Source organism: Methylobacterium phyllosphaerae (assembly GCF_001936175.1).
Classification (GTDB): Bacteria; Pseudomonadota; Alphaproteobacteria; order Rhizobiales; family Beijerinckiaceae; genus Methylobacterium; species Methylobacterium fujisawaense.
In genome coordinates, this window is sequence record NZ_CP015367.1 from 1,400,494 (window position 1) to 1,424,996 (window position 24,503).

The 24,503-nt window shown below is 71.7% G+C and carries 24 protein-coding genes; 15 read left to right on the plus strand and 9 right to left on the minus strand.

The window, feature by feature from the left end; translation table 11 throughout:
- The first annotated feature begins 45 nt into the window (after nt 1-45).
- Both MCBMB27_RS06080 and MCBMB27_RS06085 read left to right on the plus strand, forming a co-directional pair.
- Nucleotides 46-1,095, plus strand: coding sequence for an HpcH/HpaI aldolase/citrate lyase family protein (locus MCBMB27_RS06080; protein WP_043756806.1), 1,050 nt, complete (start codon nt 46-48; stop codon nt 1,093-1,095).
- Nucleotides 1,096-1,415: 320 nt separating this feature from the next.
- The gene (locus MCBMB27_RS06085; protein ID WP_075380066.1) at nt 1,416-1,769 is read left to right on the plus strand and encodes an endonuclease domain-containing protein; all 354 of its coding nucleotides are present in this window, start codon (nt 1,416-1,418) and stop codon (nt 1,767-1,769) included.
- A gap of 7 nt (nt 1,770-1,776) precedes the next feature.
- On the opposite strand, the gene MCBMB27_RS06090 is transcribed toward MCBMB27_RS06085, so the two are convergent.
- On the minus strand, nt 1,777-2,760 hold the full coding sequence (locus MCBMB27_RS06090) for a GlxA family transcriptional regulator (RefSeq protein WP_075380067.1): 984 nt from the start codon (nt 2,758-2,760) through the stop codon (nt 1,777-1,779).
- 53 nt (nt 2,761-2,813) lie between these two features.
- On the opposite strand from MCBMB27_RS06090, the gene MCBMB27_RS06095 reads away from it, so the two are divergent.
- From MCBMB27_RS06095 to MCBMB27_RS06105, 3 genes are all read left to right on the plus strand, one after another.
- A complete protein-coding gene (locus MCBMB27_RS06095) occupies nt 2,814-3,557 on the plus strand; it encodes a DJ-1/PfpI family protein (protein WP_075380068.1) in 744 nt (247 codons plus the stop codon).
- A 96-nt stretch (nt 3,558-3,653) separates the two neighbouring features.
- Nucleotides 3,654-3,992, plus strand: a complete 339-nt coding sequence (hspQ, locus tag MCBMB27_RS06100) for a heat shock protein HspQ (protein WP_043357318.1) — start codon at nt 3,654-3,656, stop codon at nt 3,990-3,992.
- An 84-nt stretch (nt 3,993-4,076) separates the two neighbouring features.
- Nucleotides 4,077-5,072: a DUF4424 domain-containing protein gene (locus tag MCBMB27_RS06105; RefSeq protein ID WP_043379645.1), complete on the plus strand. Its 996-nt coding sequence runs from the start codon at nt 4,077-4,079 to the stop codon at nt 5,070-5,072.
- A gap of 122 nt (nt 5,073-5,194) precedes the next feature.
- On the opposite strand, the gene MCBMB27_RS06110 is transcribed toward MCBMB27_RS06105, so the two are convergent.
- Nucleotides 5,195-5,971, minus strand: coding sequence for an invasion associated locus B family protein (locus MCBMB27_RS06110; protein ID WP_043379642.1), 777 nt, complete (start codon nt 5,969-5,971; stop codon nt 5,195-5,197).
- Between the two features lie 454 nt (nt 5,972-6,425).
- Between MCBMB27_RS06110 and MCBMB27_RS06115 the strand changes: the two genes are divergently transcribed.
- Nucleotides 6,426-7,724 carry a class I adenylate-forming enzyme family protein gene (locus MCBMB27_RS06115; RefSeq protein WP_236952918.1) on the plus strand — a complete coding sequence of 433 codons (1,299 nt, stop codon included), beginning with the start codon at nt 6,426-6,428 and terminating at the stop codon, nt 7,722-7,724.
- Between the two features lie 162 nt (nt 7,725-7,886).
- Nucleotides 7,887-8,231 (plus strand): hypothetical protein, encoded by a 345-nt coding sequence (locus tag MCBMB27_RS06120; RefSeq protein ID WP_043357312.1) that lies wholly within the window; start codon nt 7,887-7,889, stop codon nt 8,229-8,231.
- Between the two features lie 151 nt (nt 8,232-8,382).
- Here MCBMB27_RS06120 and MCBMB27_RS06125 read toward each other — a convergent pair whose 3' ends face one another.
- Both MCBMB27_RS06125 and MCBMB27_RS06130 read right to left on the minus strand, forming a co-directional pair.
- Complete coding sequence (locus MCBMB27_RS06125; RefSeq protein ID WP_043756817.1) at nt 8,383-9,627, minus strand: UbiH/UbiF family hydroxylase; 1,245 nt, start codon at nt 9,625-9,627, stop codon at nt 8,383-8,385.
- Nucleotides 9,628-10,118: 491 nt separating this feature from the next.
- Nucleotides 10,119-11,003: an alpha/beta fold hydrolase gene (locus MCBMB27_RS06130; protein ID WP_043756819.1), complete on the minus strand. Its 885-nt coding sequence runs from the start codon at nt 11,001-11,003 to the stop codon at nt 10,119-10,121.
- A gap of 97 nt (nt 11,004-11,100) precedes the next feature.
- On the opposite strand from MCBMB27_RS06130, the gene recG reads away from it, so the two are divergent.
- Together recG and MCBMB27_RS06140 are read left to right on the plus strand one after the other, a co-directional pair.
- Nucleotides 11,101-13,332: an ATP-dependent DNA helicase RecG gene (gene recG, locus MCBMB27_RS06135; protein WP_170861803.1), complete on the plus strand. Its 2,232-nt coding sequence runs from the start codon at nt 11,101-11,103 to the stop codon at nt 13,330-13,332.
- 285 nt (nt 13,333-13,617) lie between these two features.
- Complete coding sequence (locus tag MCBMB27_RS06140) at nt 13,618-13,941, plus strand: hypothetical protein (RefSeq protein ID WP_043357302.1); 324 nt, start codon at nt 13,618-13,620, stop codon at nt 13,939-13,941.
- 255 nt (nt 13,942-14,196) lie between these two features.
- Here the strand turns inward: MCBMB27_RS06140 and MCBMB27_RS06145 are convergent, their stop codons facing one another.
- Together MCBMB27_RS06145 and MCBMB27_RS06150 are read right to left on the minus strand one after the other, a co-directional pair.
- The gene (locus MCBMB27_RS06145) at nt 14,197-15,003 is read right to left on the minus strand and encodes a DUF502 domain-containing protein (protein ID WP_374701387.1); all 807 of its coding nucleotides are present in this window, start codon (nt 15,001-15,003) and stop codon (nt 14,197-14,199) included.
- 116 nt (nt 15,004-15,119) lie between these two features.
- Nucleotides 15,120-16,055: a sugar kinase gene (locus tag MCBMB27_RS06150; protein WP_075380069.1), complete on the minus strand. Its 936-nt coding sequence runs from the start codon at nt 16,053-16,055 to the stop codon at nt 15,120-15,122.
- 743 nt (nt 16,056-16,798) lie between these two features.
- Here MCBMB27_RS06150 and MCBMB27_RS06155 point away from each other — a divergent pair.
- Complete coding sequence (locus MCBMB27_RS06155) at nt 16,799-17,752, plus strand: PAS domain-containing protein (protein ID WP_236952919.1); 954 nt, start codon at nt 16,799-16,801, stop codon at nt 17,750-17,752.
- A gap of 137 nt (nt 17,753-17,889) precedes the next feature.
- On the opposite strand, the gene MCBMB27_RS06160 is transcribed toward MCBMB27_RS06155, so the two are convergent.
- Entirely contained in the window at nt 17,890-18,318 is a 429-nt protein-coding gene (locus MCBMB27_RS06160; RefSeq protein ID WP_043357295.1) for a Ros/MucR family transcriptional regulator, read from the minus strand.
- Between the two features lie 608 nt (nt 18,319-18,926).
- On the opposite strand from MCBMB27_RS06160, the gene MCBMB27_RS06165 reads away from it, so the two are divergent.
- Nucleotides 18,927-20,339 (plus strand): DUF4105 domain-containing protein, encoded by a 1,413-nt coding sequence (locus tag MCBMB27_RS06165; RefSeq protein WP_043357293.1) that lies wholly within the window; start codon nt 18,927-18,929, stop codon nt 20,337-20,339.
- Between the two features lie 82 nt (nt 20,340-20,421).
- On the opposite strand, the gene MCBMB27_RS06170 is transcribed toward MCBMB27_RS06165, so the two are convergent.
- Nucleotides 20,422-21,654, minus strand: a complete 1,233-nt coding sequence (locus tag MCBMB27_RS06170) for a serine hydrolase domain-containing protein (RefSeq protein ID WP_075380071.1) — start codon at nt 21,652-21,654, stop codon at nt 20,422-20,424.
- A gap of 364 nt (nt 21,655-22,018) precedes the next feature.
- Here MCBMB27_RS06170 and MCBMB27_RS06175 point away from each other — a divergent pair, with 364 nt between their 5' ends.
- Nucleotides 22,019-22,345: a DMT family transporter gene (locus MCBMB27_RS06175; RefSeq protein ID WP_043357283.1), complete on the plus strand. Its 327-nt coding sequence runs from the start codon at nt 22,019-22,021 to the stop codon at nt 22,343-22,345.
- 143 nt (nt 22,346-22,488) lie between these two features.
- Nucleotides 22,489-23,115, plus strand: coding sequence for a cell wall hydrolase (locus MCBMB27_RS06180; protein ID WP_051045108.1), 627 nt, complete (start codon nt 22,489-22,491; stop codon nt 23,113-23,115).
- A 60-nt stretch (nt 23,116-23,175) separates the two neighbouring features.
- Here the strand turns inward: MCBMB27_RS06180 and MCBMB27_RS06185 are convergent, their stop codons facing one another.
- Nucleotides 23,176-23,439 (minus strand): hypothetical protein, encoded by a 264-nt coding sequence (locus MCBMB27_RS06185; protein ID WP_075380072.1) that lies wholly within the window; start codon nt 23,437-23,439, stop codon nt 23,176-23,178.
- An 87-nt stretch (nt 23,440-23,526) separates the two neighbouring features.
- On the opposite strand from MCBMB27_RS06185, the gene MCBMB27_RS06190 reads away from it, so the two are divergent.
- Nucleotides 23,527-23,718 carry a hypothetical protein gene (locus MCBMB27_RS06190; protein ID WP_043357287.1) on the plus strand — a complete coding sequence of 64 codons (192 nt, stop codon included), beginning with the start codon at nt 23,527-23,529 and terminating at the stop codon, nt 23,716-23,718.
- Between the two features lie 199 nt (nt 23,719-23,917).
- Nucleotides 23,918-24,325: a hypothetical protein gene (locus MCBMB27_RS06195; RefSeq protein ID WP_043357279.1), complete on the plus strand. Its 408-nt coding sequence runs from the start codon at nt 23,918-23,920 to the stop codon at nt 24,323-24,325.
- The last annotated feature ends 178 nt before the right edge of the window (nt 24,326-24,503 follow it).

The window sequence follows — 24,503 nt, forward strand, 5'->3', positions numbered from 1 at the left end:
CTGCCTTAACGGGGCTCAGACGCCAGCCCTGACAAGAGGCACCCGATGAAACTGCCCCGCCGCTTCTTCCAGCCCCTCGCCACCGGCGCGCCGGCCCCGTTCCGCGAGCTGCCCGTGCGGCTGGAGCGGATGATCCACTTCGTGCCGCCCCACAACGACAAGGTCCGCGCCCGGGTGCCGGAGCTCGCCGGCACGGTCGACGTGGTGCTGGGCAACCTGGAGGACGCGGTCCCGGCCGACCAGAAGGAGGCAGCCCGCAAGGGCTTCGTGGCGATGGCCCAGGCCACCGACTTCGCCGCCACCGGTACCGGCCTCTGGACTCGGATCAACGCCCTCAACTCGCCCTGGATTCTCGACGACCTGTTCACGATCGTGGCCGAGGTCGGAGACAAGCTCGACGTGGTGATGGTGCCCAAGGTCGAGGGGCCGTGGGACATCCACTACATCGACCAGCTCCTCGCCCAGCTCGAGGCGCGCCACGGCGTGACGAAGCCGATCTTGGTCCACGCGATCCTGGAGACCGCCGAGGGCGTCGCCAACGTCGACGCTATCGCGTCCGCCTCGCCGCGGATGCACGGGATGAGCCTCGGGCCGGCGGATCTCGCGGCGTCCCGCGGCATGAAGACCACCCGGGTCGGCGGCGGCCACCCGGATTACCGGGTGATCGCGGACCCGGCGGGCGACGCGCCCCGGGCCAGCGCCCAGCAGGATCTCTGGCACTACACCATCGCCAAGATGGTCGATGCCTGCATGGCCAACGGCATCAAGGCGTTCTACGGCCCGTTCGGCGACTTCTCCGACGGCGCGGCCTGCGAGGCGCAGTTCCGCAACGCCTTCCTGATGGGCTGCGCGGGCGCCTGGACGCTGCATCCGAGCCAGGTGGCGATCGCCAAGCGGGTCTTCGCGCCGGACCCGGCCGAGGTGGCCTTCGCGGCCCGGATCGTCGAGGCCATGCCGGACGGCACCGGCGCCGTGATGCTCGACGGCAAGATGCAGGACGACGCCACCTGGAAGCAGGCCAAGGTCATCGTGGATCTCGCCAAGCTGGTGGCCGCGAAGGATCCGGAGCTGGCGGCGGTCTACAAGCTGGGGTGAGCGGCTGCCGGATTCGGGCGTCGTGTGCGGCGCCGCGGTGACGGGACGAAACGCGGGTCCCCTCTCCCGTGCGGGAGAGGGACAGGGTGAGGGATCAGGTCTGTCCGGAAGAGGCGCGCCCTGTCGGCGCGTCGATCACGTGCTTGATCCTGAGCGTTCTCGCCCCTCACCCCAACCCTCTCCCGCACGGGAGAGGGGGCGCGTCGCGCCGGTCTGGACCGGTGCCGTCGCGGACCCGAGCGCTTCTTCGGGTCAGGCCCGCGCAAGCGAGGCCTCCGTATCATCCGCCGGATCCGCGATCGCCCTGCCGGAACCGAGCGGTGACCAGATCGATCCCGCGCGCCCGCTCGCTGCGGCGCGCTCAGACATCCGCCGAGGCTAAGCTCTGGCGCGTTCTGCGAAACCGCGCCCTGAACGGCTGGAAATTCCGCCGCCAGCACCCGATCGACCGATACATCGTCGACTTTGCCTGCATAGAGGCCAAATTCATCGTCGAAGTGGACGGGGCAACGCATTCCACCGATGCCGAGCTCGTCCGAGACGCCATGCGGACCGAAATCCTCGAATCGCTCGGCTTCGCCCTGCTCCGCATCCCGAACGCGGACATCCACGACCATCGCGACGGCGTGCGCGAGACGATCCTGGCGGCCCTCGAGCGCCGCGACACGGTCTAGTCCCCCCTCATCCGCCGAACCGCGCCCGATACGCCTGCGGCGTCGCCGCGACGTGCCGCAGGAAGCTGCGCCGCAGCGTCTCCTCGGAGCCGAAGCCGCAGGTCCGGGCGATGCGCTTCACCGGCTGCGCCGTCTCGGCGAGCGCCCGCCGGGCCGCCTCCACCCGCAGGCGCTCCACGGCCTTGGCGGGGGTGAGGCCGGTCGCCTCCAGATAGTGCCGGCTCAGGCTGCGCGCGCTCATCCCGGCCGCCGCGGCCAGCGCCGGCAGCGACAGGTCGCCGGACAGGTTGTCCGCCATGAAGGCGTGGAGCCGCCCGAACCGCTCCTCGCCCGCCTGCAGGGCCAGCGCCGCGCTGAACTGCGCCTGCCCGCCGGGGCGCTTGAGGAACATCACGAGGTGGCGCGCCACCGCCAGGGCGGTCGCGCGGCCGAGATCCTCCTCGACCAGCGCCAGGGTCAGGTCGATGCCCGCCGTGACCCCCGCCGAGGACCAGACCGGGCCGTCGCGCACGAAGATCGGGTCGGGCTCGATCCGGGCGCGCCGGTAGCGCGCGGCGAGCGCGCCGCAATGCTTCCAATGGGTCACGGCCCGCCGCCCGTCGAGGAGCCCCGCCGCTCCGAGCAGGAACGCGCCGGTGCAGACCGAGGCGACCCGGTGGGCCCGGCCCGCCCGGGCCCGCACCCAGGCCACCAGGGCGGCGTCGTCGCAGGCCGCGACGACGCCGGGGCCGCCCGCGATCACCAGCGTGTCCACCGGCGCCGCGAGATCCGGCAGCGGGTCGGCCACCAGCCGCAGGCCCGCCGAGGCGGTGAGCCCCGGGTCGCCGGCCGCGATCACCCGCGGCGCGTATGGGGTCCCGGCGCCGCCGTGCTCGTTGGCGGTGGCGAAGACCTGGAGCGGCCCGGCCACGTCGAGGAGCTGCACCGACGGGAAGGCCAGCACCTCGATCGGTCGCGGTTGATCTGGCGAGAAACGAGGGCTCTTTGGCATTTCGGCCAGATCCTGACGCGGTAGGGTGTCCCTGTCCACCACGGAGGCCCGGCATGATCCCGCCCGACACCCATCTGCAGATCGGCTCGCTCCTGTTCGAGGGGCTGGACCAGATCGACCTCACCGGCCCGTTCGAGGTCCTGTCCCGGGTGCCCAACAGCACCTACCGGGTCTACGCGCCGAGCCTGGACCCCGTCCGCGACGTCCGCGGCCTCCGGATCCTGCCGGATGCCACCCTGGCGGAGGCCCCGCGGCTCGACGTGCTGCACGTCCCGGGCGGCCAGGGCCAGGAGGCCCTGATGCGGGACGCGGCCGTGCTCGGCTGGATCCGCGACCAGGCGGCCGGGGCCGGCCACGTCCTCTCGGTCTGCACCGGCGCGCTCCTCCTCGGTGCGGCCGGTCTGCTGGTGGGGCGGCGGGCCACGACCTACTGGAACGCCGTCCACCTGCTCCCGTTCTTCGGGGCCGAGCCGGTGGATGAGCGCGTCGTGATCGACCGCGACGCGGACGGCCGCACCTGGGTGTTCGCGGCCGGGGTCACCGCGGGCATCGACGGGGCGCTGCGGCTCGCCGCCGCGCTGCGCGGCGACGAGGCCGCGCAGGCGATCCAGCTCGGCATGCAATACGCCCCCGAGCCGCCCTTCGACAGCGGCACGCCCCGGACGGCCCCGCCGGCCATCGTGGCGCAGGCGCGGGCGGCCGCCGCCGACCTCACCGCTCGGCGCGAGGCCACCGCCCGGGCGATCGCGGCCGAACGCGGCATCCGGCCTCCCGAACCCGCGTCCGTCACCCGATGACGCGCAGGCCGATGCGCGCCGTTACCGGTCGGCGGCACCGACCCGGTGACAGGCCCCGTCAACGGACCTATCTGTCCGTTCTGGACGGACTGAACCATGACGGACGTAACACTGAGAACCGCGAAATTCGCGATCGGCGCCGTGGTGCGCCACCGGATCTACCCGTTCCGCGGCGTCGTGTTCGACGTCGACCCGGTGTTCGACAACACCGAGGAATGGTGGCTGGCGATCCCCGAGGAGGTCCGGCCGCGCAAGGACCAGCCGTTCTACCACCTGCTCGCCGAGAACGCCGAGACCGAGTACGTGGCCTACGTGTCGGAACAGAACCTCCTGCCCGACACGTCGGGCGAAGCCCTGCGCCATGCCGGCATCGCCGAGATGTTCGAGCGCGACGCCGCCGGCGCATACCGGATGCGGGACCGCCCCACGAACTGAGCGGGCCGGGACTCGTCAAGATCCTGGCAACGCCGCCGCGATAGCCTTCCGTGACGGCCCGTGCCGTCGCACGGGCCCGACACCATGATCCGACCTGTCGCCGCCGCGCTTCTGGCCGCCGGCCTTCTCTCGATCCAGGCCCGCGCCAACGATAGCGCCGCCGAACTCGATGCCGGCGGGCTGGTCCTGAGGCGCGAGCCCGGAATCGCGCTGGCGAGCGAGGACCTGTCGATCGCCAGCGACCGGATCGGCGTCTCCTACCTGTTCCGCAATCAGGGGCAGGAGCCCCGCACGGTGCGGATCGCCTTCCCGCTGCCGCCCATCGACGGGCGCGAACTCAGCTTCTCGGCCCTCGCGCTGCCGCAGCCCGAAAGCCCGAACTTCGTCGGCTTCACCGTGACGGTGGACGGAAAGCCGCTCGCACCGGAGCTGGAGGAGCGGGCCTTCGTGGGCGAGCGCGAGGTGACGGACCTCCTCCGCCGCCACGACCTGCCCCTGAACCCGCTGCGCTTCGACGCGATCAAGGCGGCCGAGAAGCGGATCGGCACCGCCGCGTGGGCCGAACTGGTCAAGGCCGGCCTGTTCCCCGAATCCGAGGGGATGACCGATCGCATGACCGAGGGCCTGTGGCGCAGCGAGGCGAAGTTCCACTGGCTCCAGACCTTCCCGCCCGGGCAGGATATCCGCATCGCGCACAGCTACGCGCCGGTGAACGGCTTCCATTTCCTCGACCTCAAGGACGCCTCCCGCGAGGGCTACCGGGCGACCTACTGCCTGGACGAGGCCGGGCTCACGGCGATCCGGCGCCTGCAGGCGAAGGCGGCGGATCCCAGCGGCTACCTGCGCGCCACCGTGGTGCCCTACATTGTCACCACGGCGCGCAACTGGGCCGCGCCGATCGGGCGCTTCACCCTCACGGTCGACAAGGGCAGCCCGGAGGCGGTGGTGAGCTTCTGCCGCACGGGCATCCGGAAGACCGGGCCGACCACGTTCCGCTGGGAGGCCCGGGACTACGTTCCCGACCAGGATCTGCGCGTGCTGATCGTCCAGCCGGGTTCGGGCCCGGCGGGGACCCGGTAGATCCCGGCGCCGGGCGCCTCAAACGCGAAGGGCCGGACCTCGCGGTCCGGCCCCCGATACGGACCCGCCGCGCGGCGGATCGATGGCGCTCGCGGTCCCGGAGGACCGCGGACGAGAAGCCCTTACTTGGCGGCGGGGGCCGGCGCCGCGGCACCGGCGGCCGGAGCGGAGCCCTGCTGCTGCTCCAGCTTCTTGCGCATGTCCTCGGAGCGCTTCTCCAGCTCGGCCTGGAGCTTCTTCTGCTGCTCCTCGAGGACCTTCGGGTCGATGGCCGGGCCGTCGAAGGCCTTGCCGAAGCCGGTCAGCGGCACCGCGAAGGTGACCTCGCGCTGGGTCTGGTTCTGGACCGAGACGTTGAGGGTCGTGCCCTTCTTCATCGCGGCGATCACGCCGGCATCGACGCCGCCGGCCTCGGCGAAGCAGCCGTTCGGGAAGCAGACCGCGAAGCGACCGGCGGTCGCCGCCTGGCCGTCGACGCTGAAGCGGATGCCCGGCTGCAGCAGCAGGCCGAGCGGCAGCAGGTAGCGCACCACGCGCACCTCCTGCTTCTGGGCGGCGTTCTTCATCTCGTAGACCGCCACTGCCAGCACGGGCTGGCCCTGGTCGGACACGAAGTCGCGGGTCGTGTAGCAGATGTCGGTGCCCGAGCCCTGATCCTTGCCGCAGACCTTGGTCCAGTCGGCCTGGCTCGGCTCGGACTTCACGGCGACGATCTGCGGGCCGGTCTGGGCGGCCGGGGTGTTGGCCGCCGGGGTGCCCGGGGCGGTCGGCGCCGGCGCGGCCGGCGCGGGAGCGGCGGGCTTCTTCGGCTGCGCCAGGGCCGGCGCGGCCGCGAGACCGAGGCCCGCGAGGCCGAAAAGAGCGGCGCGCGCGAGCGTCGCGGTGCGGGTGAAGGACATCGGCTCTGACCCCTTGGAAGAGACGTGGTGTGGCTGGCAGGATGCGGAGCCGGCCTGGCGGCAGGTCCGCCGGACCGTCCGGATGCCCGCCGCGTTGGCGTGCCGCCCGGAACTCCGGATGAATCGGTCCGGCCATCGGGCGGGACGGGCGCCCGTCTGCGCGCATCCCTCACCCCGGCGACCGGGCGGCCTGCCTTTCCCCTTGAATGAGGCGAAGGCATGACACCGCGGCCGGGGAGGCTGTCGGAACCGTCCTGGCCGCGCCCGGCCCCCGATAGGCCCCCATACGCCCGGCCGCAAGCACGACGTTGCGCGGGCGCGAGGCACGAGCGCGTGATCGGGGCACGCCGTCGGCCGCCGGCGGCCGCCCTCCGGCGGCGGCCCCCTTAGCGGTCGGTTAACCCTGCCGGGCCGAGATGATAGGAGTTCTGCAGGATCGGCGGGGGCGGCGGGTGTGAGCGCGTTGGCGGTGGCGGAGTGGGCGGCCGACGCCGCACTGGACGCGTCCGCGCGATCCGAGGACGCGCCCGAAGGCCTGTCCGAAAGCTTCTTCGGCGGCCTGTCCGAGGGTCTCGCGGCCCGCCTCTTCGCGGCGGCTCTGACGGGCCCCCAGCGCACGGTCCTGCGTGATTCGGGTGACCGCGTCGCTTGGTGCGGGCGCCCGGCCATCACCTGGACCTACGCGGCCGCCGCCGAGATCGTCGGGCGGCTCGCCCGCGGGATCGGCGCGTGGCGGCTTCCCGCCGGCAGCCGGATCGGCCTGTGGTTCTCGGGGGGCGCCGAATCGACCCTCGCCCATCTCGCCGTCGAGGCGGCGGGCCACCTCCCCTGCGCGATGCCGGCCGTCTGGGATTGCGCCGAGCTCTCCGCCGGGATCGAGTCCGCCGGCCTCGTGGCCGTTCTGACGGAGGGCCGCCGCGGCGCGCGTCGGCCCGCGGAGGACCTCACCCGCGCGGCCATGCGCCATTTCGGCCTGCGCTACCTCGCGGCCTTCGGTCCGAGCGTGCCGGACGGCGTGATCAGCCTCGACGCGATGGCCCTGGAGCGGGGCGTGGTCGAACCGGCGCCGAGCCGCGGCCTCGTCACCTTCGCGGGCGGCGATCCCGGCCGGCCCGTCTACCGCAGCGCCGCGGCGCTCGCGGCGGCGATCGCCGCCCATCTCGACGCGCTGCCCCTGTCCGCGGACGAGCGGATCCTGACGCTCCTGCCCGGCCACGACCTGCGCGGCCTCGTGACCGGCCTCGGCGCCGCCCTAGCGGCGGGCGCCGGCCTGGAGACCGTGCTGCCCTTCGACGAGGCCGGGTTCCGCGCCGCCCTCCTGCGGCCGGTGCCCACCCGGCTCGTGGTCCCGGCCCTGGTCGAATCGGCCATTGCCGCTCTGCCGCTGCCCTGGACCGTCCGCGTCCTCGACGTGGTCCATCGCGCGCCCGCGCGGTTGACCCCGCGGAGTGCCGGGCTCGCGGGCCCGCAGCGCCTCGATTCGCTGGTCCTGGGCGAGGCGCTGGTGCTCACGCGTCCCGGCCTGGAGGACCTCGCCGCGACCCTGGCCCATCCGGAGGACGCGCTCCTGCCGCGCACGCTCCTGGACGTCGGCCACGGGCCCGCGGGCGGCCTCGGCTGTCGTGGGGCGGCCTGCGCCGCACAGGCGCTTCCCCGGAGCGGAAACCCGGAGACGGATCCGCGCGCGTGGCGGGATTCGGGCTACCGCCTGCTCCTGTCGGGCGGGACGGCCGTGGCGGTCGCGGCGACCTGAACGGCGGCGCCGCGCCGGTTCATCCGGCGCTCAGGCGGCGCAGATAATCTCGCATCTGCACACGGACCCACGGGATCCGAACCGCCTGTTGGCGGGTTCTGCATCGGATTGTCGTGACGGCTATCTTTCCAAGTCGTCCGGGATGGAGTACCGCTCAAGCTTATGGGTGCGCTGCAACAAGTGCTCGTGGTCGACGACGGCGTCCGCGCCGTGGACCGGTCCCTCTCGGGCGAGCTGGCCAGCCTCGGCTATGCGAGCGTGACCGCCTCGATGGAGGCGGCGGACGACGTGCTGGCCGTGATCGCCCGGCCGGCCGCGGTGCTGCTTCAGGCGCCCACCCGCCGCGATCCCGCCTATGCCCGCCGCGCCGCCCGCCTCCGCGGCCATCTCCGCGACCGCGGCATCCCGGTGATCCTCATCAATGATCCGGGCGGGGCCCGGGCGGGCGGCCCGGTGGACCTCGCGACCCGCCTCGGCGCCTACGTGGCCGCCCAGCCGGATCTCTGAAGCCGCAGGCCCCCGTACCGCCTTAACGGGCGTCCCTGAACCGTCTCGTCCGTGCGCGCGCAGCGATCTCAGGGCCGCGTGTGCCGTCGGGCGCCGAATGCCCCGGGATTGCGGCGCGCGCGAAGACGCCGGCTGTCGCGGCGCCCGCGGTTCAGCGGGCCGCCCGCATCAGCTCCGGGGCGCCGAGCCGGGGCAGCACGCCCTCCCGCATCACGAGCCGGCGCAGCGGTCCGAGCTGCGTCATCGCCAGCAGGCCGAGGCCGCGGAGCGCGTCCACCGGCAGCAGGCCGGTGAGCAGGCTGCGGTTGAGGAGATCCACCGCGGCGGTGCGCGCCGCCGTGTCGACCCGGCGCGCCCGCGCATAGGTGTCGAGCACCGGGCGGCTGCCGGGATCGCGGCGGTCCCGGGCGGCGACCAGCAGGGTATCGCGCAGGGTCGCTGCGTCGCGCAGGCCGAGATTGAGCCCTTGGGCGCCGATGGGTGGGAAGACGTGGGCCGCCTCCCCGATCAGAACCAGCCGATTCGCCACCGGCCGGGTCACCGCGAGGCCGCGCATGGGCACGAGGCCGCGGGGGCCGTCGACCCGCATGGCGCCGAGCATCGCCCGGGCCTGCCGCTCCACGGCTTGGCCCAGAGCGGCGTCGTCGAGGGCTGCGAGACGCCGGGCCGCGCCCTCCCCGGTTACCCAGACCAGACTGGACCGGTGACCGCCCGGCAGCGGCACCAGGGTGAAGGGACCGGACCGGGTGTGGAACTCGGTGGAGACGTCCCGGTGCGGGCGCGCATGGGCCAGGATCGTGGTGATCGCGCTCTGTGGGTAGGTCCAGTCGCGCACGCGGACGCCGCTGGCGGTCCGCAGCGGCGAGCGCGCGCCGTCGGCGGCCACCACCAGCCGGGCCTCGACCGCGGCGCCATCGGCCAGGGCGATGCGTGCCGTCGCTTCGCCGGGCACGGCGCCGGCGGCGTCCGCCTCGACCAGGGTGAGGTTGTCCTGCGCCCGGGCGCGGGCGCGCAGGCTCTCGACCAGCCGGGCGCTCTCGACGTTCCAGCCGAAGGCGTCGAGGCCGATCTCGGCGGCGCGGAAGCGTGCCGGCGGCGGCCGGAACAGGCTGCCGGTGTCGTCGACGATCTGGAGTTCGCAGAGGGGACTCGCGTGCGGCGCCACCGCCTCCCAGGCGCCGAGCGCCTCCAGGAAGCGCACGGACCCATCGAGGAGCGCGACGGTCCGCCCGTCCGCCACGGGGGCGTGGCGGCCGACCAGCGCCGTGGGGATCCCCTCCCGGGCGACCGCCAGCGCCGCGGCGAGACCCGCGGCCCCGGCCCCGACCACGGCGACCTCGAACGGCGTCGCGGCGCCTCCGACCTGGCCCGCTTCGACCTTGGCTCCTTCGGACATGTTGCCCCGCACGCGCTCCGCTCGTTCCTGGGTCGGCCGGGCTCCGCGCCCCCCGTCCGGGAGATGGCCGCCGCCACGGTCTCCCGTCGGCGCGGCCCATGCCCGTATCTGAGCATTCCGCCCTCTCTGCCAAGCCCGATCCGCGCAGGCCACAGCGCCGCACGCCCGGAGATCCGCATGCCGTCGCGATTCGATCCGACCTCCCGCTTCGCCAGCGTGGCGCCGCGCGCCGGATCCCGGAAGCGCCGCCACGCCTGCTGCGGCACCGGGCCGATGTCCCTGCCCCTCGTCGCAGGGGGCTACGCGGTCGCGGGATACGGCATCGCGGTGGCGCAGGTGCGCCGGGCCCGGACCGCCCTCTCCGCGATGGCCGAGGTCCGGGCCCTGGCCGCGACGGAGGCCTGGGCGGCAGCCGAGCCCGGCGGTCTCGACCGGGGCGAGACCCTGTCGGCCCACCTCGCGGTCGATCTGCTCCGGGCGGCTGATCGCCGTCAGCCCAGGAACGCCATCAGCTCCGAGACGACCGCGTCCGGCCGCTCCTCCTGGAGGGTGTGGCCGCAATCCAGCGCCCGGCCCGAGACGGTGGTGGCCTTCTCGCGCCAGGTCGCCAGCACGTCGTAGGTCTGGCCGACGACGCCCTTCGCGCCCCAGAGCGCCAACAGGGGCGCCGCGACGCGCGCCTCCGCATCGGCGGCGTCGTGCTCCAGGTCGATCCCGGCCGCCGCCCGGTAATCCTCGCAGATCGCGTGGCGGCAGGCGGGGTCGGCGTAGCAGCGCAGATACTCGGCGAAGAGGTCCGGCGGGGTGGAGCCGGGCGTCTTGGACTGGCCCTCGACGTGGTGGCGGAGGAAGTATTCCGGATCGGCCCCGATCAGCGTCTCCGGCAGGGGATGGGGCTGGATGAAGAAGAACCACCAGAAGTACCGGGTGGCGAAATCCTTGTCGGTGCGCGCGTACATGGTCGCGGTCGGCGCGATGTCGAACAGGGCGATCCGCTCGACCGCGGCGGGATGGTCCAGGGCGAGGCGGTGGGCGACGCGCCCGCCCCGGTCGTGCCCGACCACGGCGAAGCGGTCGTGGCCGAGCGCCCGCATCACCGCGACCGCGTCGGCCGCCATGGCGCGCTTGGCGTAATTGGTATGCCGGTCCCCGCCCGGGGGCTTCGACGAATCCCCGTAGCCGCGCAGGTCCATCGCCACCACGCTGTGGCGCTCCGCGAGTTGCGGGGCGACGTGGAGCCACGTGGAGAGGGTCTGCGGATGGCCGTGCAGCAGCAGCACCGGCGGGCCCGAGCCGGCCGACCGGGCATGGATCGTCACGCCCGGTGCGGTCTCGATCCGGTGCCGGTCGAAGCCCGGCAGGAAGTCGCTGGCCATGGGATCGGTCTCTGGGCTCGGTCTTCATCGGCCGCACTGGCGCGCCGGGATGCACCGGATGATAAGGCGCCTCCGGCACCATGTCCGCCGAACCGCCATGACAGATGCACGCGCGACTCAGGACCCGGCCTTGAAGGACCCCGACGCGGCCGAGTCGTCCGAGGGCGAGGTCGCCCGTGCGCGTCCCGCCGCATCGGCCGACGCACCCGCCCTGCGCCCGAGCATTCTCGACGCCCTGTTCGCGCCGGCCCGCGCCCTGCCGGGCATCGGCCCGAAGATGGCGCCCCTCATCGAGAAGCTGCTCGGCACCCCCGAGCGCGAGGCCCGGGTCGTGGACCTGCTGTTCCACCTGCCCCAGGGCGGCGTGGCGCGGAAGCTCATGGGCTCGATCAGCGACGCGCCCGTCGGCGAGCCGGTGACGATCGGCGTCACCGTGGTGGCGCACCGGCCGGCCCAGATCGGTTCGGGCCGGCGCCCGCACCGGGTTCTGGTGGAGGATGCCACCGGCGACATCTCCCTGGTCTTCTTCGGCATGCCCCGCGCCCGGGTGGAGAAGATGCTGCCGCTCGGGGCGCACCGCTACATCACCGGCCGGATCGACCTCTGGGACGGCACCCGCCAGATGGTCCACCCGTCCCGGATCGTGGACGAGGCGGGACTGGCCGAGCTGCCCGCCGTCGAGCCGGTCTACGGCGCCACGGAGGGGCTGACCTCGCGGGCGATCAACAAGCTCGCGGTGGCGGCCCTCGACCGGCTGCCGGTCCTGCCGGAATGGCAGGACCCGGCCTGGCTGGAGAAGAACCGCCTGCCGGCCTTCGCGGATGCGCTCCGCCTCGAGCACCGCCCCGAGGAGGCGCCCCCGAAGGCCGAGGATCCGCTCCAGCCGCCGCCCGCGACCCCGTCCCGGAAGCGGCTGGCCTACGATGAACTCCTGGCCTCGCAGCTCGCGCTCGCCCTCCTGCGCGCCCGCCAGCGGCGAAAGGCCGGCCGGGTCAATGCCGGCGACGGCGCCCTGAGCGCCCGCATCGAGGCCGCCCTCCCCTTCGCGCTGACCGGCGCCCAGGCGCGCGCGGTGGCGGAGATCCGCGCCGATCTCGCCGCGCCCCGCCGGATGCTGCGCCTGCTCCAGGGCGATGTCGGCTCCGGCAAGACCGCGGTGGCGCTGCTGGCCATGGCCTCGGCGGTGGAGGCCGGCCGTCAGGCCGCCCTGATGGCCCCCACCGAGATCCTCGCCCGGCAGCATTTCGAGCGGCTCAAGCCCCTGGCCGGCGGTCTGCGCCTGCGCCTGATGACCGGCCGCGACCGCGCCGCGGAGCGCAAGAGCACGCTCGCCGCCCTCGCCGCGGGCGAGATCGACATCCTGGTCGGCACCCATGCCCTGTTCCAGGAGGCGGTCACCTTCCGCGATCTCGGCCTCGCGGTGGTGGACGAGCAGCACCGGTTCGGCGTCCATCAGCGCCTCGCGCTGGGCGCCAAGGGCGAGGCGGTGGACTTCCTGGTCATGACCGCGACGCCGATCCCCCGCACCCTGGCGCTGACCTTCTTCGGCGACATGGACGTCTCGATCCTCGACGAGAAGCCCGCCGGCCGCCAGCCGATCCGCACGATCACCCTGCCCACCGAGCGGATCGACGAGGTGGTGGCCGGCCTCGCCCGGGCCATCGCGGGTGGCGAGCGGGTCTATTGGATCTGCCCGCTGGTGGAGGAATCGGAGTTCGTCGACCTTGCCGCCGCGGCCGAGCGCTTCGACGACCTGCGGCAGCATTTCGGCGATGCGGTCGGGCTGATCCACGGCAAGATGCCCGGCCCCGAGAAGGATGCCGCCATGGCCCGGTTCGCCGCCGGGGAGACCAAGCTCCTCGTCTCGACCACCGTGGTGGAGGTGGGCGTCGACGTGCCCGAGGCGACCATCATGGTGATCGAGCACGCGGAGCGGTTCGGGCTGGCGCAGCTGCACCAGCTCCGCGGCCGGGTCGGGCGCGGCTCGAAGGCCTCGTCCTGCCTGCTGCTCTACCGGGGCCCGCTCGGGCAGGTGTCGCGGGCCCGGCTCGAGATGATGCGCGCGAGCGAGGACGGGTTCCGCATCGCCGAGGCCGACCTGAAGCTCCGCGGCGAGGGGGAAGTGCTGGGCACCCGGCAATCCGGCATGGCCGCGTTCCGGCTCGCCCGCCTGGAGAGCGATGCCGCCCTGCTGGAAGCCGCCCGCGACGATGCCCGCATGATCGTCGAGCGCGACCCCGGACTGAAGAGCCCCCGCGGGCAGGCGCTGCGGGTGCTGCTCTACCTGTTCGAGCGCGAGGCTGCGATCCGCTTGATCGGCGCCGGATGAACGGTTTCGTTCAGGAAAGTCCGGTGTTCCTGAACGGTGGGGGCGGGAATCGCCCTCGCTCGGCCAAGCCGGGAGGCCGATGCCGCAATGTCACAGGCTCTCGGGAAAGACCAATCTTATCAAGAACTTGTTGGGATTAGGCGGAAGCTTGGCCGCGTCTTGGCGGCGGCCCGGCAGGCTCCGGACAGGCCTCGCGATCTTGCATCAGCCATATTCTTCCCTTAACTGGAGATGAACGAATGGCCCGGTAAGCCGGGACATCACGGACGAATCTGGAGGACGGACATGTCGAACGGACTGTTCCAAAACCTGCCGGGCTCCCACGAGATGGCCGGTATCCAAGCCCTGCCGACCGAGCCCTGGCTGCTGCCGATCTCGGATCGCGCCGCCGAGGCGGCCGGCAAGACCGCGGACGAGTTGCAGGCCGCCGTGCGGCGGGCCGCCCGCCCCTTCTGGCTGGCCGCCAACGGGCTGTGCATCGCGCTGGGTCTCGCCCTCACGCTCCAATGCGCCGCCGGCTGGGGGCCGACGCCCCCCCGCAGCGCCGTGACGGTCGCGCAGGCGACCCCGCCGACCATCGCTCCGCAGACGGCTTCGCTGCAGCGCTGAGCCGCCGCGGAACGGACGGGATTTCCAAGGCATTCCAGGCCGGTCCGCACCTGTGCGGGCCGGCCTTTTTCGTCCGCCCTGCAGGCGGCATCGGCCCCGCCTTCAGGGGCTTTCCGAGGGAGACGACGCAATCCGGCGGCGCGTCACGCCGCGCGGGCGGCCGCGACCGGGTCGCCGTGTTGCGCGCGTTGACGGGTCGGTCTCGGAGCCGGGCGGGCGCCGCGCCCGAAGCGGGCCTGGCCCGGAAGCGCGGCCTCACGCGTCCTGCGGCTCCCGACGCGACACCGTTCCGCCGGCCTGCTGGGCCGTCCGCAGGGTCGCCGCCATGGCGTTGAGGCGCCCCTGCGGATCCTCGGGCTGGATCACCCCGGCCGACATCACCAGCTTGGCGGCGTCGTCGACGCTGATGGCGAGTTCCACCACCTCGGCGCGGGGCAGGTAGAAGAAGAAGCCCGTGGTCGGATTGGGGGCGCAGGGCAGGAAGACGCCGACGAGTTCGTCGGCGGGGGCGCCCCGGGCGCGCAGCGCGCCCTCGACCTCGTGGCCGGCGGGAGCCGACAGGAAGACCACGGACCATGTGCCCTTCACGGGGAACTCCACCAGCCCCACCGTGCGGAACGACGTGCCGTTGGCCGAGAACAGGGTCTCGAAGATCTGCCGCAGGCCCTTGTAGAGGCCGGAGATCACCGGCGTCCGCGCCAGCAGGACCTCGCCGAACTCGATCACCGAACGGCCGACGAGGTTGGCCGTGAGGAAGCCGAGCAGCGTGACCGCCAGGAAGGCGATCACGAGGCCGAGGCCCGGGATCGAGAACGGCAGGTAATGGTCCGGCAGGTAGCTCGCCGGCACCAGCGGCTTCACGAACGAATCGATCAGCGCGATGAACCACCACGTGATGTAGGCGGTGATGGCGAGGGGGCCGGCGACGATGATCCCGGTGAGGAAGTAGGTGCGCAGCCGGCCGCGCGCGCTGACCCGCGTCTTCGGGGCGCCGCCGCCCGCGGCTGCGTCGGGCTCGGGAATCTGGATCGGCGGGGGAATCGGCGGGGGACTCGGCGCCACGGGTGCCCTCTCGGCCGCACCACGCGCGGCGATGAAGCTGCGGGGATCGTCCCCCGGGAGCAGAGGTAGCGGTTGCGCCTGTCCGCCTCAAGGGCGGCCCCCGGTCCCGGCGACCCTCAGGCGTCCGAAGCGGGCTGCCGGACGGCGGGTGCCGGCATCGCGTCCCGGGGAATCACGGCGCCGCGATGCCCGATCACCGCCCCGGCGAGGCGATGGGCCTCGCCGGCGGCGGCCTCCGGTGCCAGCCCGGCGATGCGCGCGGCGAGATAGCCGGCCGCGAAACTGTCGCCCGCGGCCGTGGTGTCGACGACCCGCACCGCCGGCCCGGCCGGCACGGCGGTGTCGGCCGCCCCGTGCAGCACCCGGGCGACGGGCCCGGATCCGCTGGAGGCCTTGAGCACGATCTCGGCCCGACCGCGATGGCGCAGCACCTCGTCCGCCCCCGCCGCGCCGAAGAGCCAGTCCAGATCCTCCGCCGAGGCGAAGATCAGGTCGGCCAGCGCCAGGGCCGCGCGGAAGGCCGCCCGGGCCTCGTCGTGGTCGGGCCAGCCGCGGGGCCGGTAATTGGTGTCGAAGGCCACCCGACCGCCTCGGTCCCGCAGGCGCGCCAGCGTCCCGAACAGGGTGGCGCGCCCGGTCTCGCCGTAGAGCGAGAGGCTGATGCCGGACAGGTAGACGAGGTCGTAGCCGGCCAGTGCCGCCTCGGTCTCGGCGGCGCCGGGCCCGGTGAAGAGGTCCCGGGCCGCGGCGCGATCACGCCAGTAGTGGAAGCTGCGCTCGCCCGCGGCATCCGTGCGGATGATGTAGAGCCCCGGCATCCGGCCCGGCAGCCGCCTGACCCGGTCGAGGCCGATGCCCTCGCGGCCCCAGGCTGCCGCCATCGCGTCGCTCCAGACATCGTCGCCCAGCGCCGTCACGTAATCGACCCTGACGCCGAGACGCGCGAGATAGAGCGCGGTGTTCAGCGTGTCGCCGCCGAAGCCCTGGACGAGGGTCCCGTCCGGGCGTTCGGACAGCTCGACCATGCACTCGCCGATGCAGGCGACCCTCATGCGGTTCCTCCCGGTGTGCGGCCCACCTCCCCGCATTGTTCGGCCCGACCTGTCAACCGTCCGCCGGCGCGGCCGCGCCGGATCCCGGATCCGCGCCCCTCCATGCGGACCGGCGACCGATTGAACACGCGACCATGGCCGCCGGCGCGAGGTGATGAGAATAAATATTTGCTCCGTAATATTTATGAAATCGTCTTGTGGCCCGGCGTATTAAAATATCTTCGTTACGAATATGGATCGCGATTTATCCAATATCCAGTGAATAGCTCGGGGAAATATGGCGTTGACAAGCCTCTTGCTCGGAATAGATCCAATGTTATCGCGGATGATCATTGTTTTGAAACATGCGTGAGCGAGACACGGTGCCAACTTTTGCGGGTGCACTGATCGAGAGCCGGTCGCGATGCGGTTCAGGCGGCGCGCCGCGGGGGCGGATGAGGGTTCCGCAGGCGGGATGTCCGTGTAGCGGAGCGTGGCAGGCGCAAGCCCGCAGGTCATGGGCTGCATCACGATGATCTGGGTCGGATTGGATAGGAATGCTGTATTGTAAAATAGATTCCGCAAAACATTTTACATTATTGCTTGAACATAGAGCTCAATTATGAATTAATTGCAATAAAAATTCCTTGTTCGGATGTGTGGAACGATGATATGGTCCGCGCGGTGCTGAGATGTTCCATACTGCTTTAAGCGCTCTGACATTTTCTTCGGGAGAGTTCCTGACTCTCACGGAAAGTCGTGGGATGAGCGGTGCGTGGAGCTGGGTCTTCGCGGGTGGGGAGCAGATCTGGTCTCCGGGATTCTACCGGTTGCTCGGTCTGGTGCCGAATGCCGCGAAGGCGCGCTATGACCTGCTGCTCAGTCTGATCCACCCGGAGGATCGGCACCTGATGCCGGCGCTGACCGATATCCGGCAGGGGCATGTCCCGCGCGAGGTCATCGTGCGGGTGATCCGGCCGAACGGCACGGTTCGCACCCTGTCGCTGACGATGGAGATCCGGTTCTCGACGGAGGGGCGCCCCGTCGCCCTCAACGGCACGGCGCTCGACGTGAGCGACCGGGAGCAGCTGGCGCGCCTGCGGCAGGAGGAGCGGCGGCGCCAGGGCGCGCTCTATCTCACGGAGCACATCACGACCTTCTCGATGGGCCTCGATCGCATCCGCGAAATCCCGTTCGCGGTCGCCCAGGTCCACGGCCTCCCCCTCGAGGAGATCTGCGCCGATCCGTATCTCCTGATCGTTCCGGAGGAGCGGAGCGCCTTCCAGGCGGCGGCCGCGGAGCGGATCGAGCGGCGGGCGTTCTTCCAGGGCACGGCCCACGAGCGTCTCGCCAACGGCGAGCTCTGGCATTTCCGGATTCTCACGATGCCGATCTGGGACCTGGACGGGACCTATCTCGGGCGTGGCGGCCTCAAGTACCCTGTCCGCAGCCATGCCCCCGTGCCGGTCGGCGCGCACGAGGGCCTGGAGCACTCCGTCACCGGGCACCATCTGCGCGCCGCCCGGGCCCTGCTCGACTGGTCGATGATGGATCTCGCCCAGGCGAGCGGCCTGTCGCATTCCACGGTGCGGCGCCTGGAGGACGACAGCGAGCATCGGGGGAGCCGGTCCCGCCTGCACGCGGTCGATGCGTTGCGCCGGGCGGGCGTCCGCTTCGTTCCCATCGATGACGGGACCCTGGCCGTCGCCCGGGTCTGAGCCGCGCCCGCGCGCGGCGGGCCCCCACGGGGCAATCCTGCCGCGCCGGCCCGCAGCCCGGATCCGCGCCCGCCCGTCTCGGCACCCGTCTCGGCGCCCGGATGGGGCGTCGAGGGGCGGTGCGGACCGGGTTTCGCTCAGGCCGCCTTGTGGCCCAGCTGGATCGCCTTGGCGATCTCCGAGCGCTTGGCGGCGTAACCCGGGGCGACCATCGGGTAGTCGGCCGGCAGGCCGTACTTGGCCCGGTAGCGCTCGGGCGTCAGGCCGTGCGCGGTCAGGTGGCGCTTCAGGGTCTTGTAGGACCGGCCGTCGATGAAGCTGATCAGGCCATCCTGCTGGATCGAGGATTCGATCTGTGCGGCGGTCGGGCCGGTCCAGCCCGCACCGGATCCCGAGGCGCTCCCCTGCAGGACCGTTATGGCCGTATGCACCTGATCGATCAGAACCGGCAGGTCCCCCACCCCCACCGCGTTCCGGGACACGTAAGCCGCAACCAGTGAAGCCGTGCACTTGATCAGATCTGTGTTCAGATCTGAGGCCTTTTCGTTCAATTCGATCGTATTCATGTATCCACCAGTGCGTAGAAACGAAGCTTGAGCATCAGCGCACCGACAAATCCGAACTCTTAATCGTGATTTACCGCCCGATCATGCGCCGAATTGCTTCGAGTCTGCCAAGATTGGCGCGTAACAATACAAAAACTGTGCGATTTGTCTACGGTTTATCTTAAGATGTGCTTTGAACACATTCTGTTCTTGCGAGGCAACATGAGGTTGCCATCTCGGGAGGCTTCGCAAATATTGCGCAGTGGCGGCGTTTGCTGCGGCGGCCTGCGGCCGATGACTGCGAATGGTCGCGCGATGACAGGCTGTCAGCGGCCGAATCAGTCGCGGAGACGTGGGACAATCCGGGATGCCGCCGGGCCGCGGGAGGCGCGGGCGAGGCGGCGGCACGGTCGTCGTCCCGGCCATCCGCGACCGGCGCGGGGGCGCGGGGGCGCCCGTGCGAGGCCGCGATTAACAAAGTCCTCAGGCAAGTTGTGGATCGTCGTCTCGATCGTGCGCCTCGCGCGCTCCTCAGACCTCGTGCGTGTCGGGAGCCTCGCTCCGGCCGTGACGGCATGGCGGGATCTGTGCGAGAGGCTCGTTGACGCGCGCTTTCGAGGGCGACCCCTATGTCCGGACCGTGTTCGACCTCCATCCCGCGTGCGCTCTCGGCGCTCGACGCGCCCGGACCGGGCGGCGCGGACGCCGCCGGCGGCCGGATGGCGCCCCTCTGGATGCTCCTCGTCGGGCGGGCCGCGGTCCGCCGCCACTGGCACCTGATCGTCGCCACGGGCCTGCTGTGGTCGTCGCTCGGCATCCTCGTGGCGATCGATTCCCTGGACGGGGCGCTCCACGTTCCGGACCGGTGGTTCGGCCTGATCCTGCTGGCGGAGGGCGTGAGTTCCCTCGCCGCCGGCCTGTCCGCGCTCGGCGCCGCCCGCCGGCTGCGCCTGTTCAAGGGCGTGCTGCTGTCGGTGATGGCGGTGCTGATCATGATGGCCACCCGGCACAGCACCTTCCTGCTCGCCATGATCTTCGGCATCGCCTTCACGGTGGACGGCGTGGTCCGGATCACGATCGCGAGCCTGCTGAAGTTTTCCGGCTGGCGGATGTCGGTGGCCCTGGGCGGCCTCAGCATCGCCTTCGGCCTGTTCCATCTCCAGCCCTGGCCGACCTGGTATGCCGGCACGGTGGGCTACTGCATCGGGATGTTCCTGATCCTGAACGGGGCCAACCTCGCGCTGGCCGGGCTGCGCACCCGGCGCCTGGGCACAGCCGAGCCGGCCGCCTCCGTCGGCAACGCCGAGCCCGGCAGCCTGACGGTCTATGTCTGGACCCCCACCGGGCAGGCGACGACCCCCGCCGGCCAGCGGCTGATCCGGCGCTACGTCGCCTCCGTCGACAAGGCGGGGCGGTTCTCCACCGGCCACGCCGCCCTGCAGCAGGGCGACGACCTCTACATCAGCCACTATCCCGCGGTGGAGATCGACCGTTCGCCTGCCAACCTGCGGTCGAGCCTGCGGGCCGGCCCCGAGAACGACGTGCCCGGACGCTTTCTGCCCTCCCACGAGGCGGAGGTGGCGGATTGGTGCCCGGCGACGGTGGCGGTGACGCTCAACGGCATCGACGCCGCCCGGTTGCGGGCGTTCTGGGCGTACTACAGCGCCGACACCACCTACAATTTCATCAGTCGCAACTGCTCCACCACGGTGGCCCAGGCCTTGGACATCGCGGTCGAGGGCGCGTTCAGCCGCGGCGGTCATCCCTGGCGGCAGCTCGCCGCGGCGCTGACCACGCCGGAATTCTGGGCGGCGGCCTTCCTGCGCAACGGGGCGCGGTCGATGACCTGGACCCCGGGCCTCGTGCTCGACTACACGCGGGCTCTCAGCGCCCTCGTCGATCCGGCCTCGCCGGTCCCGTCGATCGCGTGGCGGCGGGTCGGATGGCGTCTCCTGCGCAACTGGCGGGCACGGGGTCTGACGCCGCTGAGCCCGCTCACCCAGCAGTCCTCCGTGCGGGGGGGCGGACCGACCGAGGCCTGACCGGGCCTCGACCGGAGCCTTGTTGGCCGAAGCCTTCTCGGTGGAAGCCTTCTCGGTCGAAGCCTTGGCCGCGGCGCCCCGCTCAGGGATCCTTGCGTGAAACGGGGGGGCGACCGGCGGCGAGATCGGCCGCGATGGTCTGCATCACCGCGAGCGTGTCGATCTCGTCCTGCTCGGCGCCGTGATCGCTGAGCTTGACGATCACCGTGCCGGTCTCGCGGTTCACGTAGATGTACTGGCCGTAGACGCCGATCGCCGAGATGTCGTCGTCCTCGCCCCCCGGGGCGTGCCACCACTGGGCCGAGTACTGCCAGCCGTCGACGTCGCGCCGGGCCGGCGTCATGATCCGCTCGATCCAGCGGGCCGGGACGATGCGGTTGGCGTTCAGCCGGCCCTGGTCGGCCACCAGCAGGCCGAGGCGGGCGAAGTCGCGGGCTGTCGCGTTGATGCAGCAGAACGCCTTCTCGACGCCGCCGGGCCGGTCGAGGTTCCAGGTGGCGTCGGCCTGGGCACCCATCGGCTTCCAGATCCGCTCCGAGAGGATGTCGGCCAGGGGCTTGCCCTCGACCCGGGCGAGGATCAGGCCGAGCAGCTCTGTGTCGATGCTGCGGTAGCGGCCCTTGCTTCCGGGCTTGAACGCCAGATGCGCGTTGTCGCGCACGAAGGCCGTGATGTCGCGCGTCAGGTACATCCCCGCGGTACCGGTCAGGGGATGCCGGGGATCGTAGTTCTCCGGCACCGCGATCCCGCTCGCCATGTCGAGGAGGTTGCGCACGGTGATCTGACCGAACACCGCGCCGTTCTTCAATTCGGGCAGGAGGGCGGAGACCCGGTCGGTCTCGGCGAGCTGGCCCCGCGCCACCGCGGCGCCGACCAGCAGCGAGACGATGGACTTCGCCACCGACCACGAGGGAAACAGCGTCTCCGGTCCGGTTCCCGCGCGCTGCCATTCGTGGATCAGCACCCCGTCCTGCACCACCAGGAAGGCGTTGGTGTGGGTCGCCGCCAGCACATCCATCAGCGGGACGGTCTTCCCCTTCCAGGGGACGCGGTCGAGGATCGGGCGCGGCCGGGCCGGCAGATCGCTCGCCCGCGCGGGGGCCTGGACGATCCGGCTCGGGAACCACGTGCCCACCGACGACGGCTCGATGACCGCGAGGGCCGTCAGGGTGACGGGGTCGGGGACGTTGATCAGCGCGGCGGCGGTCCAGGCGCAACCCAGAACGGCGGCGCCGCCCGCCGCCGCGATCACGCCCCAGCGGCGGCCCCGGCGCGTGCGGGCCGGAGAGTCCGGGATCGCCAAGGACGCGGTCATGCTGGGTCTGTGTCGCTCTGGATCGTCGCTGTCGCGCGGCCGCCATCGCGGCGGTGGGCCGGCGCGCAGCCACCATGCGCAGGAGGGCTTAACGAAAGCCCCAATCGGCCCACGCCCGGCCGCAGAACCGGGCGCGGTGCGCCTGGCTCAGCGCCCACGAAGGTCCGGGACGCTGGTTCGGAAATGTTCATGGATCAGTGGCCTTGTGTCGGGCGGCGGCCGCCGATGTCCTGCGGCCGATTCGAAGCAGACTTGGGCCGGCCCTGCGCTCCTCCGTCTGCTCGGGCGTCCGATTCCAAACAGGTTCTACACGCCTCGACCGCCCGATTCACGCAGCCTGTGCAGCCCGAAAGTTCGCCGTGCCATGAATCCGTTCCTGATCCTCGGGCTCGCCATCGGCGCTGAGGTCACCGCCACCCTGGCGCTGAAGGCCGCCGAAGGCTTCACGCGTCCGGGACCGACGGTGATCGTGGCCCTCGGATACGGGACCGCCCTGTGGCTGATGTCGACCAGCATGGACCTGCTGCCGATCGGCGTCGTCTACGCGATCTGGTCGGGGATCGGCATGATCGGCGCGGCGCTCGGCGGCGCGTGGCTGTACGGCGAGGCGATCAACCCGACGATGCTGGCGGGCATCGCGGTGATCGCCGTGGGCGTGACCATCCTGGCCGCCGGCCAGGGCCAGCACTGAGGCCCGGGTTCAGGGCCGGCCCCGAGGCGGGAACGCCCTCGCCACATCCTCGCCGCGAACGTGCCGTCAAGCTTGGCCTTCGCCCGGTCGGAGCGGAACACCGCCCGACGCGGCAGGCTGGGGGGAGCACGGAGCGCACATGCATGCAGGGTAGCGAGAGGACGAAGGTCGGTCCTGCACTGATTGTCCTGGCGGTAGCCGGGGGCCTGGGGGCCTGCAACACCGCTTCGCCGGTTCTCACGACGGGGTCGATCCCCGACCGCAAGCCGCCGATGGTCGTCAGCGATGCCGAGCGCGATTGTCTCGGCCGCGCCATGTATTTCGAATCGAACCGGAGCGACAGCGACGGGCTGGTCGCCGTCGGGACGGTGGTCATGAACCGGCTCGAGAATGCGGTCTTCCCGGGGGGCATCTGCGCGGTTGTCGGCCAGCCGGGACAGTTCGCGCCGGGCGTGCTCACCAAGCCGATGCAGGAGAAGGACCTGCTGAAGGTTGCCGATGCCGCCGATGCCGTCCTGGCCGGCGAGCGCCACCCGAAGGTCGGGAAGGCGATGTATTTCCACACCGCCGGCCACCGGTTCCCCTACACCAACATGCACTACGTGGCCGTCGCCGGGGGCAATGCCTTCTACGAGAAGCGCGACAAGCGCATGGCAAAGCAGGACAAGCCGGATCCGCAGGACAAGCCGGCCGCACCGGCGGCGCCCGCCCTCCCCGCGACGGTCCTGACCTTCGCGGCCGTACCCGCGCCCCCGTCCGCGAGCCATTGACAGCGCACGCGCGACCCGGCCGCCGCAGCCTCTGAAGGCGGCTGCGCGGCCGGGCTTCGATCAGCCGGCCGCCGCGTCCGTCGCGCCGGTCGCGCGCAGGTTCCGGGCCTGCTGACGAGCGGCCGCCAGGACCCGTTGCCGGCTCCGCGGCTCCCGCAAGGCATGCCACAGGCGGAGCAGCTCCAGGGTCGGCATCGGGTCGCAGTCCGATCCGGACGCGCCTCCGGCTTCGGAGCCGGATTCCTGGAAGAAGATCTCGACCGGACTTTCGAGTGCCTCGGCCAATCTCCTCAGCAGAACGTCGGCTTGGCCGGGCGGGATCATGGGGCCTCCTGTTTCTGCGCGGGCGATCGAACTCGATCCATACCTTTAAGTTGTATGCTCGGCATTCAACCAGGTTACCGCCCCGCCATGTCCGACGAAGACGGTTTTGACCGCATGGTGGAGACGGCCATCGCGGCCCATCAACTCCTGGCCCTACACGGCACGTCGACGATGCAGCTCCTGTCCCGGCTGCTGCTGATGGAAATCGGCACGGAGATCGCGGCGCGGCGCGATGCCGAAGCGGCCGCCAACGACAATCCAGATGTCCCGGAGGCGTAGAGCCCGTTTCGCCGGCCGCGGAAGCCGGGTGGCCGTCCTCGGCGAGACCGGCTTGACCCGTAATCACGCGCGCCGTGAAATGGAACGAGCGGGCAAATCTGTTGATCGGCCTCTCCGCCCGAGCAGGCGGCATTTACACCGACGGGTAAAGGCCTAGCTTGTGGGTAGAAACTACCCACGAATCACGGATCCCTCGCCGATGATCGCGAAACGGGTAGCGCTCGCCGGTGCGCTTCTCCTGCTGAGCATCACGCCGTCCGCCTCCCAGCTGCGCCGTCCGATGACGTGTACGGAGGAGGCGTCCGTCGGTCTCGATGCCGCCACGCCGGAGGGGGCGAAGCCGCAGCCCCAGAAGGCCCGGACGTTCTCGCTGGTCACCAGCGGCGGCCTGCTGACCGTGATCTCGGCAGGACGCTCCGACTATTACGAGTGTCAGACCGCCTCGCCGCGTCTGAATGAGCGCACGCCGCGCAACGCGATCAAATGCCAGAACGGCGTCTATTTCCTGCTGATCGACCTGAACAAGCTGAACTTCGTCGAGGCGCAGCTCAATCCCGAGGAGCGCAATGCGATCAAGGTCAGCTACGGGAGCTGTCGAATCCTGTAGCGACGGAGCGGGATCGTCCGTCGGCGCGGCGACGGCCGGACTAATCCATACGGATCAGGACATAGGCGGCGGCGGCGACGGCCGCGAGAGTGAGGGCCACCAGCAGGGCCATCTTCCCGGATGGTGCTTCCGGCGGCTCTGGGGCGTCGGTCATGCGGCTCCTCCAGGCCGGTGAACG

Excerpts from the sequence above, each read along its gene's own strand:
- MCBMB27_RS06190 (WP_043357287.1), top strand. The coding sequence starts at position 23,527 with ATGTCCGACGAAGACGGTTTTGACCGCATGGTGGAGACGGCCATCGCG.
- hspQ (WP_043357318.1), top strand. The coding sequence starts at position 3,654 with ATGACGGACGTAACACTGAGAACCGCGAAATTCGCGATCGGCGCCGTG.
- MCBMB27_RS06090 (WP_075380067.1), bottom strand. The coding sequence starts at position 2,760 with ATGCCAAAGAGCCCTCGTTTCTCGCCAGATCAACCGCGACCGATCGAG.
- MCBMB27_RS06155 (WP_236952919.1), top strand. The coding sequence starts at position 16,799 with ATGAGCGGTGCGTGGAGCTGGGTCTTCGCGGGTGGGGAGCAGATCTGG.
- MCBMB27_RS06165 (WP_043357293.1), top strand. The coding sequence starts at position 18,927 with ATGTCCGGACCGTGTTCGACCTCCATCCCGCGTGCGCTCTCGGCGCTC.
- MCBMB27_RS06175 (WP_043357283.1), top strand. The coding sequence starts at position 22,019 with ATGAATCCGTTCCTGATCCTCGGGCTCGCCATCGGCGCTGAGGTCACC.
- MCBMB27_RS06080 (WP_043756806.1), top strand. The coding sequence starts at position 46 with ATGAAACTGCCCCGCCGCTTCTTCCAGCCCCTCGCCACCGGCGCGCCG.
- MCBMB27_RS06110 (WP_043379642.1), bottom strand. The coding sequence starts at position 5,971 with ATGTCCTTCACCCGCACCGCGACGCTCGCGCGCGCCGCTCTTTTCGGC.
- MCBMB27_RS06095 (WP_075380068.1), top strand. The coding sequence starts at position 2,814 with ATGATCCCGCCCGACACCCATCTGCAGATCGGCTCGCTCCTGTTCGAG.
- MCBMB27_RS06160 (WP_043357295.1), bottom strand. The coding sequence starts at position 18,318 with ATGAATACGATCGAATTGAACGAAAAGGCCTCAGATCTGAACACAGAT.
- MCBMB27_RS06180 (WP_051045108.1), top strand. The coding sequence starts at position 22,489 with ATGCAGGGTAGCGAGAGGACGAAGGTCGGTCCTGCACTGATTGTCCTG.
- MCBMB27_RS06170 (WP_075380071.1), bottom strand. The coding sequence starts at position 21,654 with ATGACCGCGTCCTTGGCGATCCCGGACTCTCCGGCCCGCACGCGCCGG.
- MCBMB27_RS06105 (WP_043379645.1), top strand. The coding sequence starts at position 4,077 with ATGATCCGACCTGTCGCCGCCGCGCTTCTGGCCGCCGGCCTTCTCTCG.
- MCBMB27_RS06185 (WP_075380072.1), bottom strand. The coding sequence starts at position 23,439 with ATGATCCCGCCCGGCCAAGCCGACGTTCTGCTGAGGAGATTGGCCGAG.
- MCBMB27_RS06130 (WP_043756819.1), bottom strand. The coding sequence starts at position 11,003 with ATGGCCAGCGACTTCCTGCCGGGCTTCGACCGGCACCGGATCGAGACC.
- MCBMB27_RS06120 (WP_043357312.1), top strand. The coding sequence starts at position 7,887 with ATGGGTGCGCTGCAACAAGTGCTCGTGGTCGACGACGGCGTCCGCGCC.
- MCBMB27_RS06195 (WP_043357279.1), top strand. The coding sequence starts at position 23,918 with ATGATCGCGAAACGGGTAGCGCTCGCCGGTGCGCTTCTCCTGCTGAGC.
- MCBMB27_RS06150 (WP_075380069.1), bottom strand. The coding sequence starts at position 16,055 with ATGAGGGTCGCCTGCATCGGCGAGTGCATGGTCGAGCTGTCCGAACGC.
- MCBMB27_RS06125 (WP_043756817.1), bottom strand. The coding sequence starts at position 9,627 with ATGTCCGAAGGAGCCAAGGTCGAAGCGGGCCAGGTCGGAGGCGCCGCG.
- recG (WP_170861803.1), top strand. The coding sequence starts at position 11,101 with ATGACAGATGCACGCGCGACTCAGGACCCGGCCTTGAAGGACCCCGAC.
- MCBMB27_RS06140 (WP_043357302.1), top strand. The coding sequence starts at position 13,618 with ATGTCGAACGGACTGTTCCAAAACCTGCCGGGCTCCCACGAGATGGCC.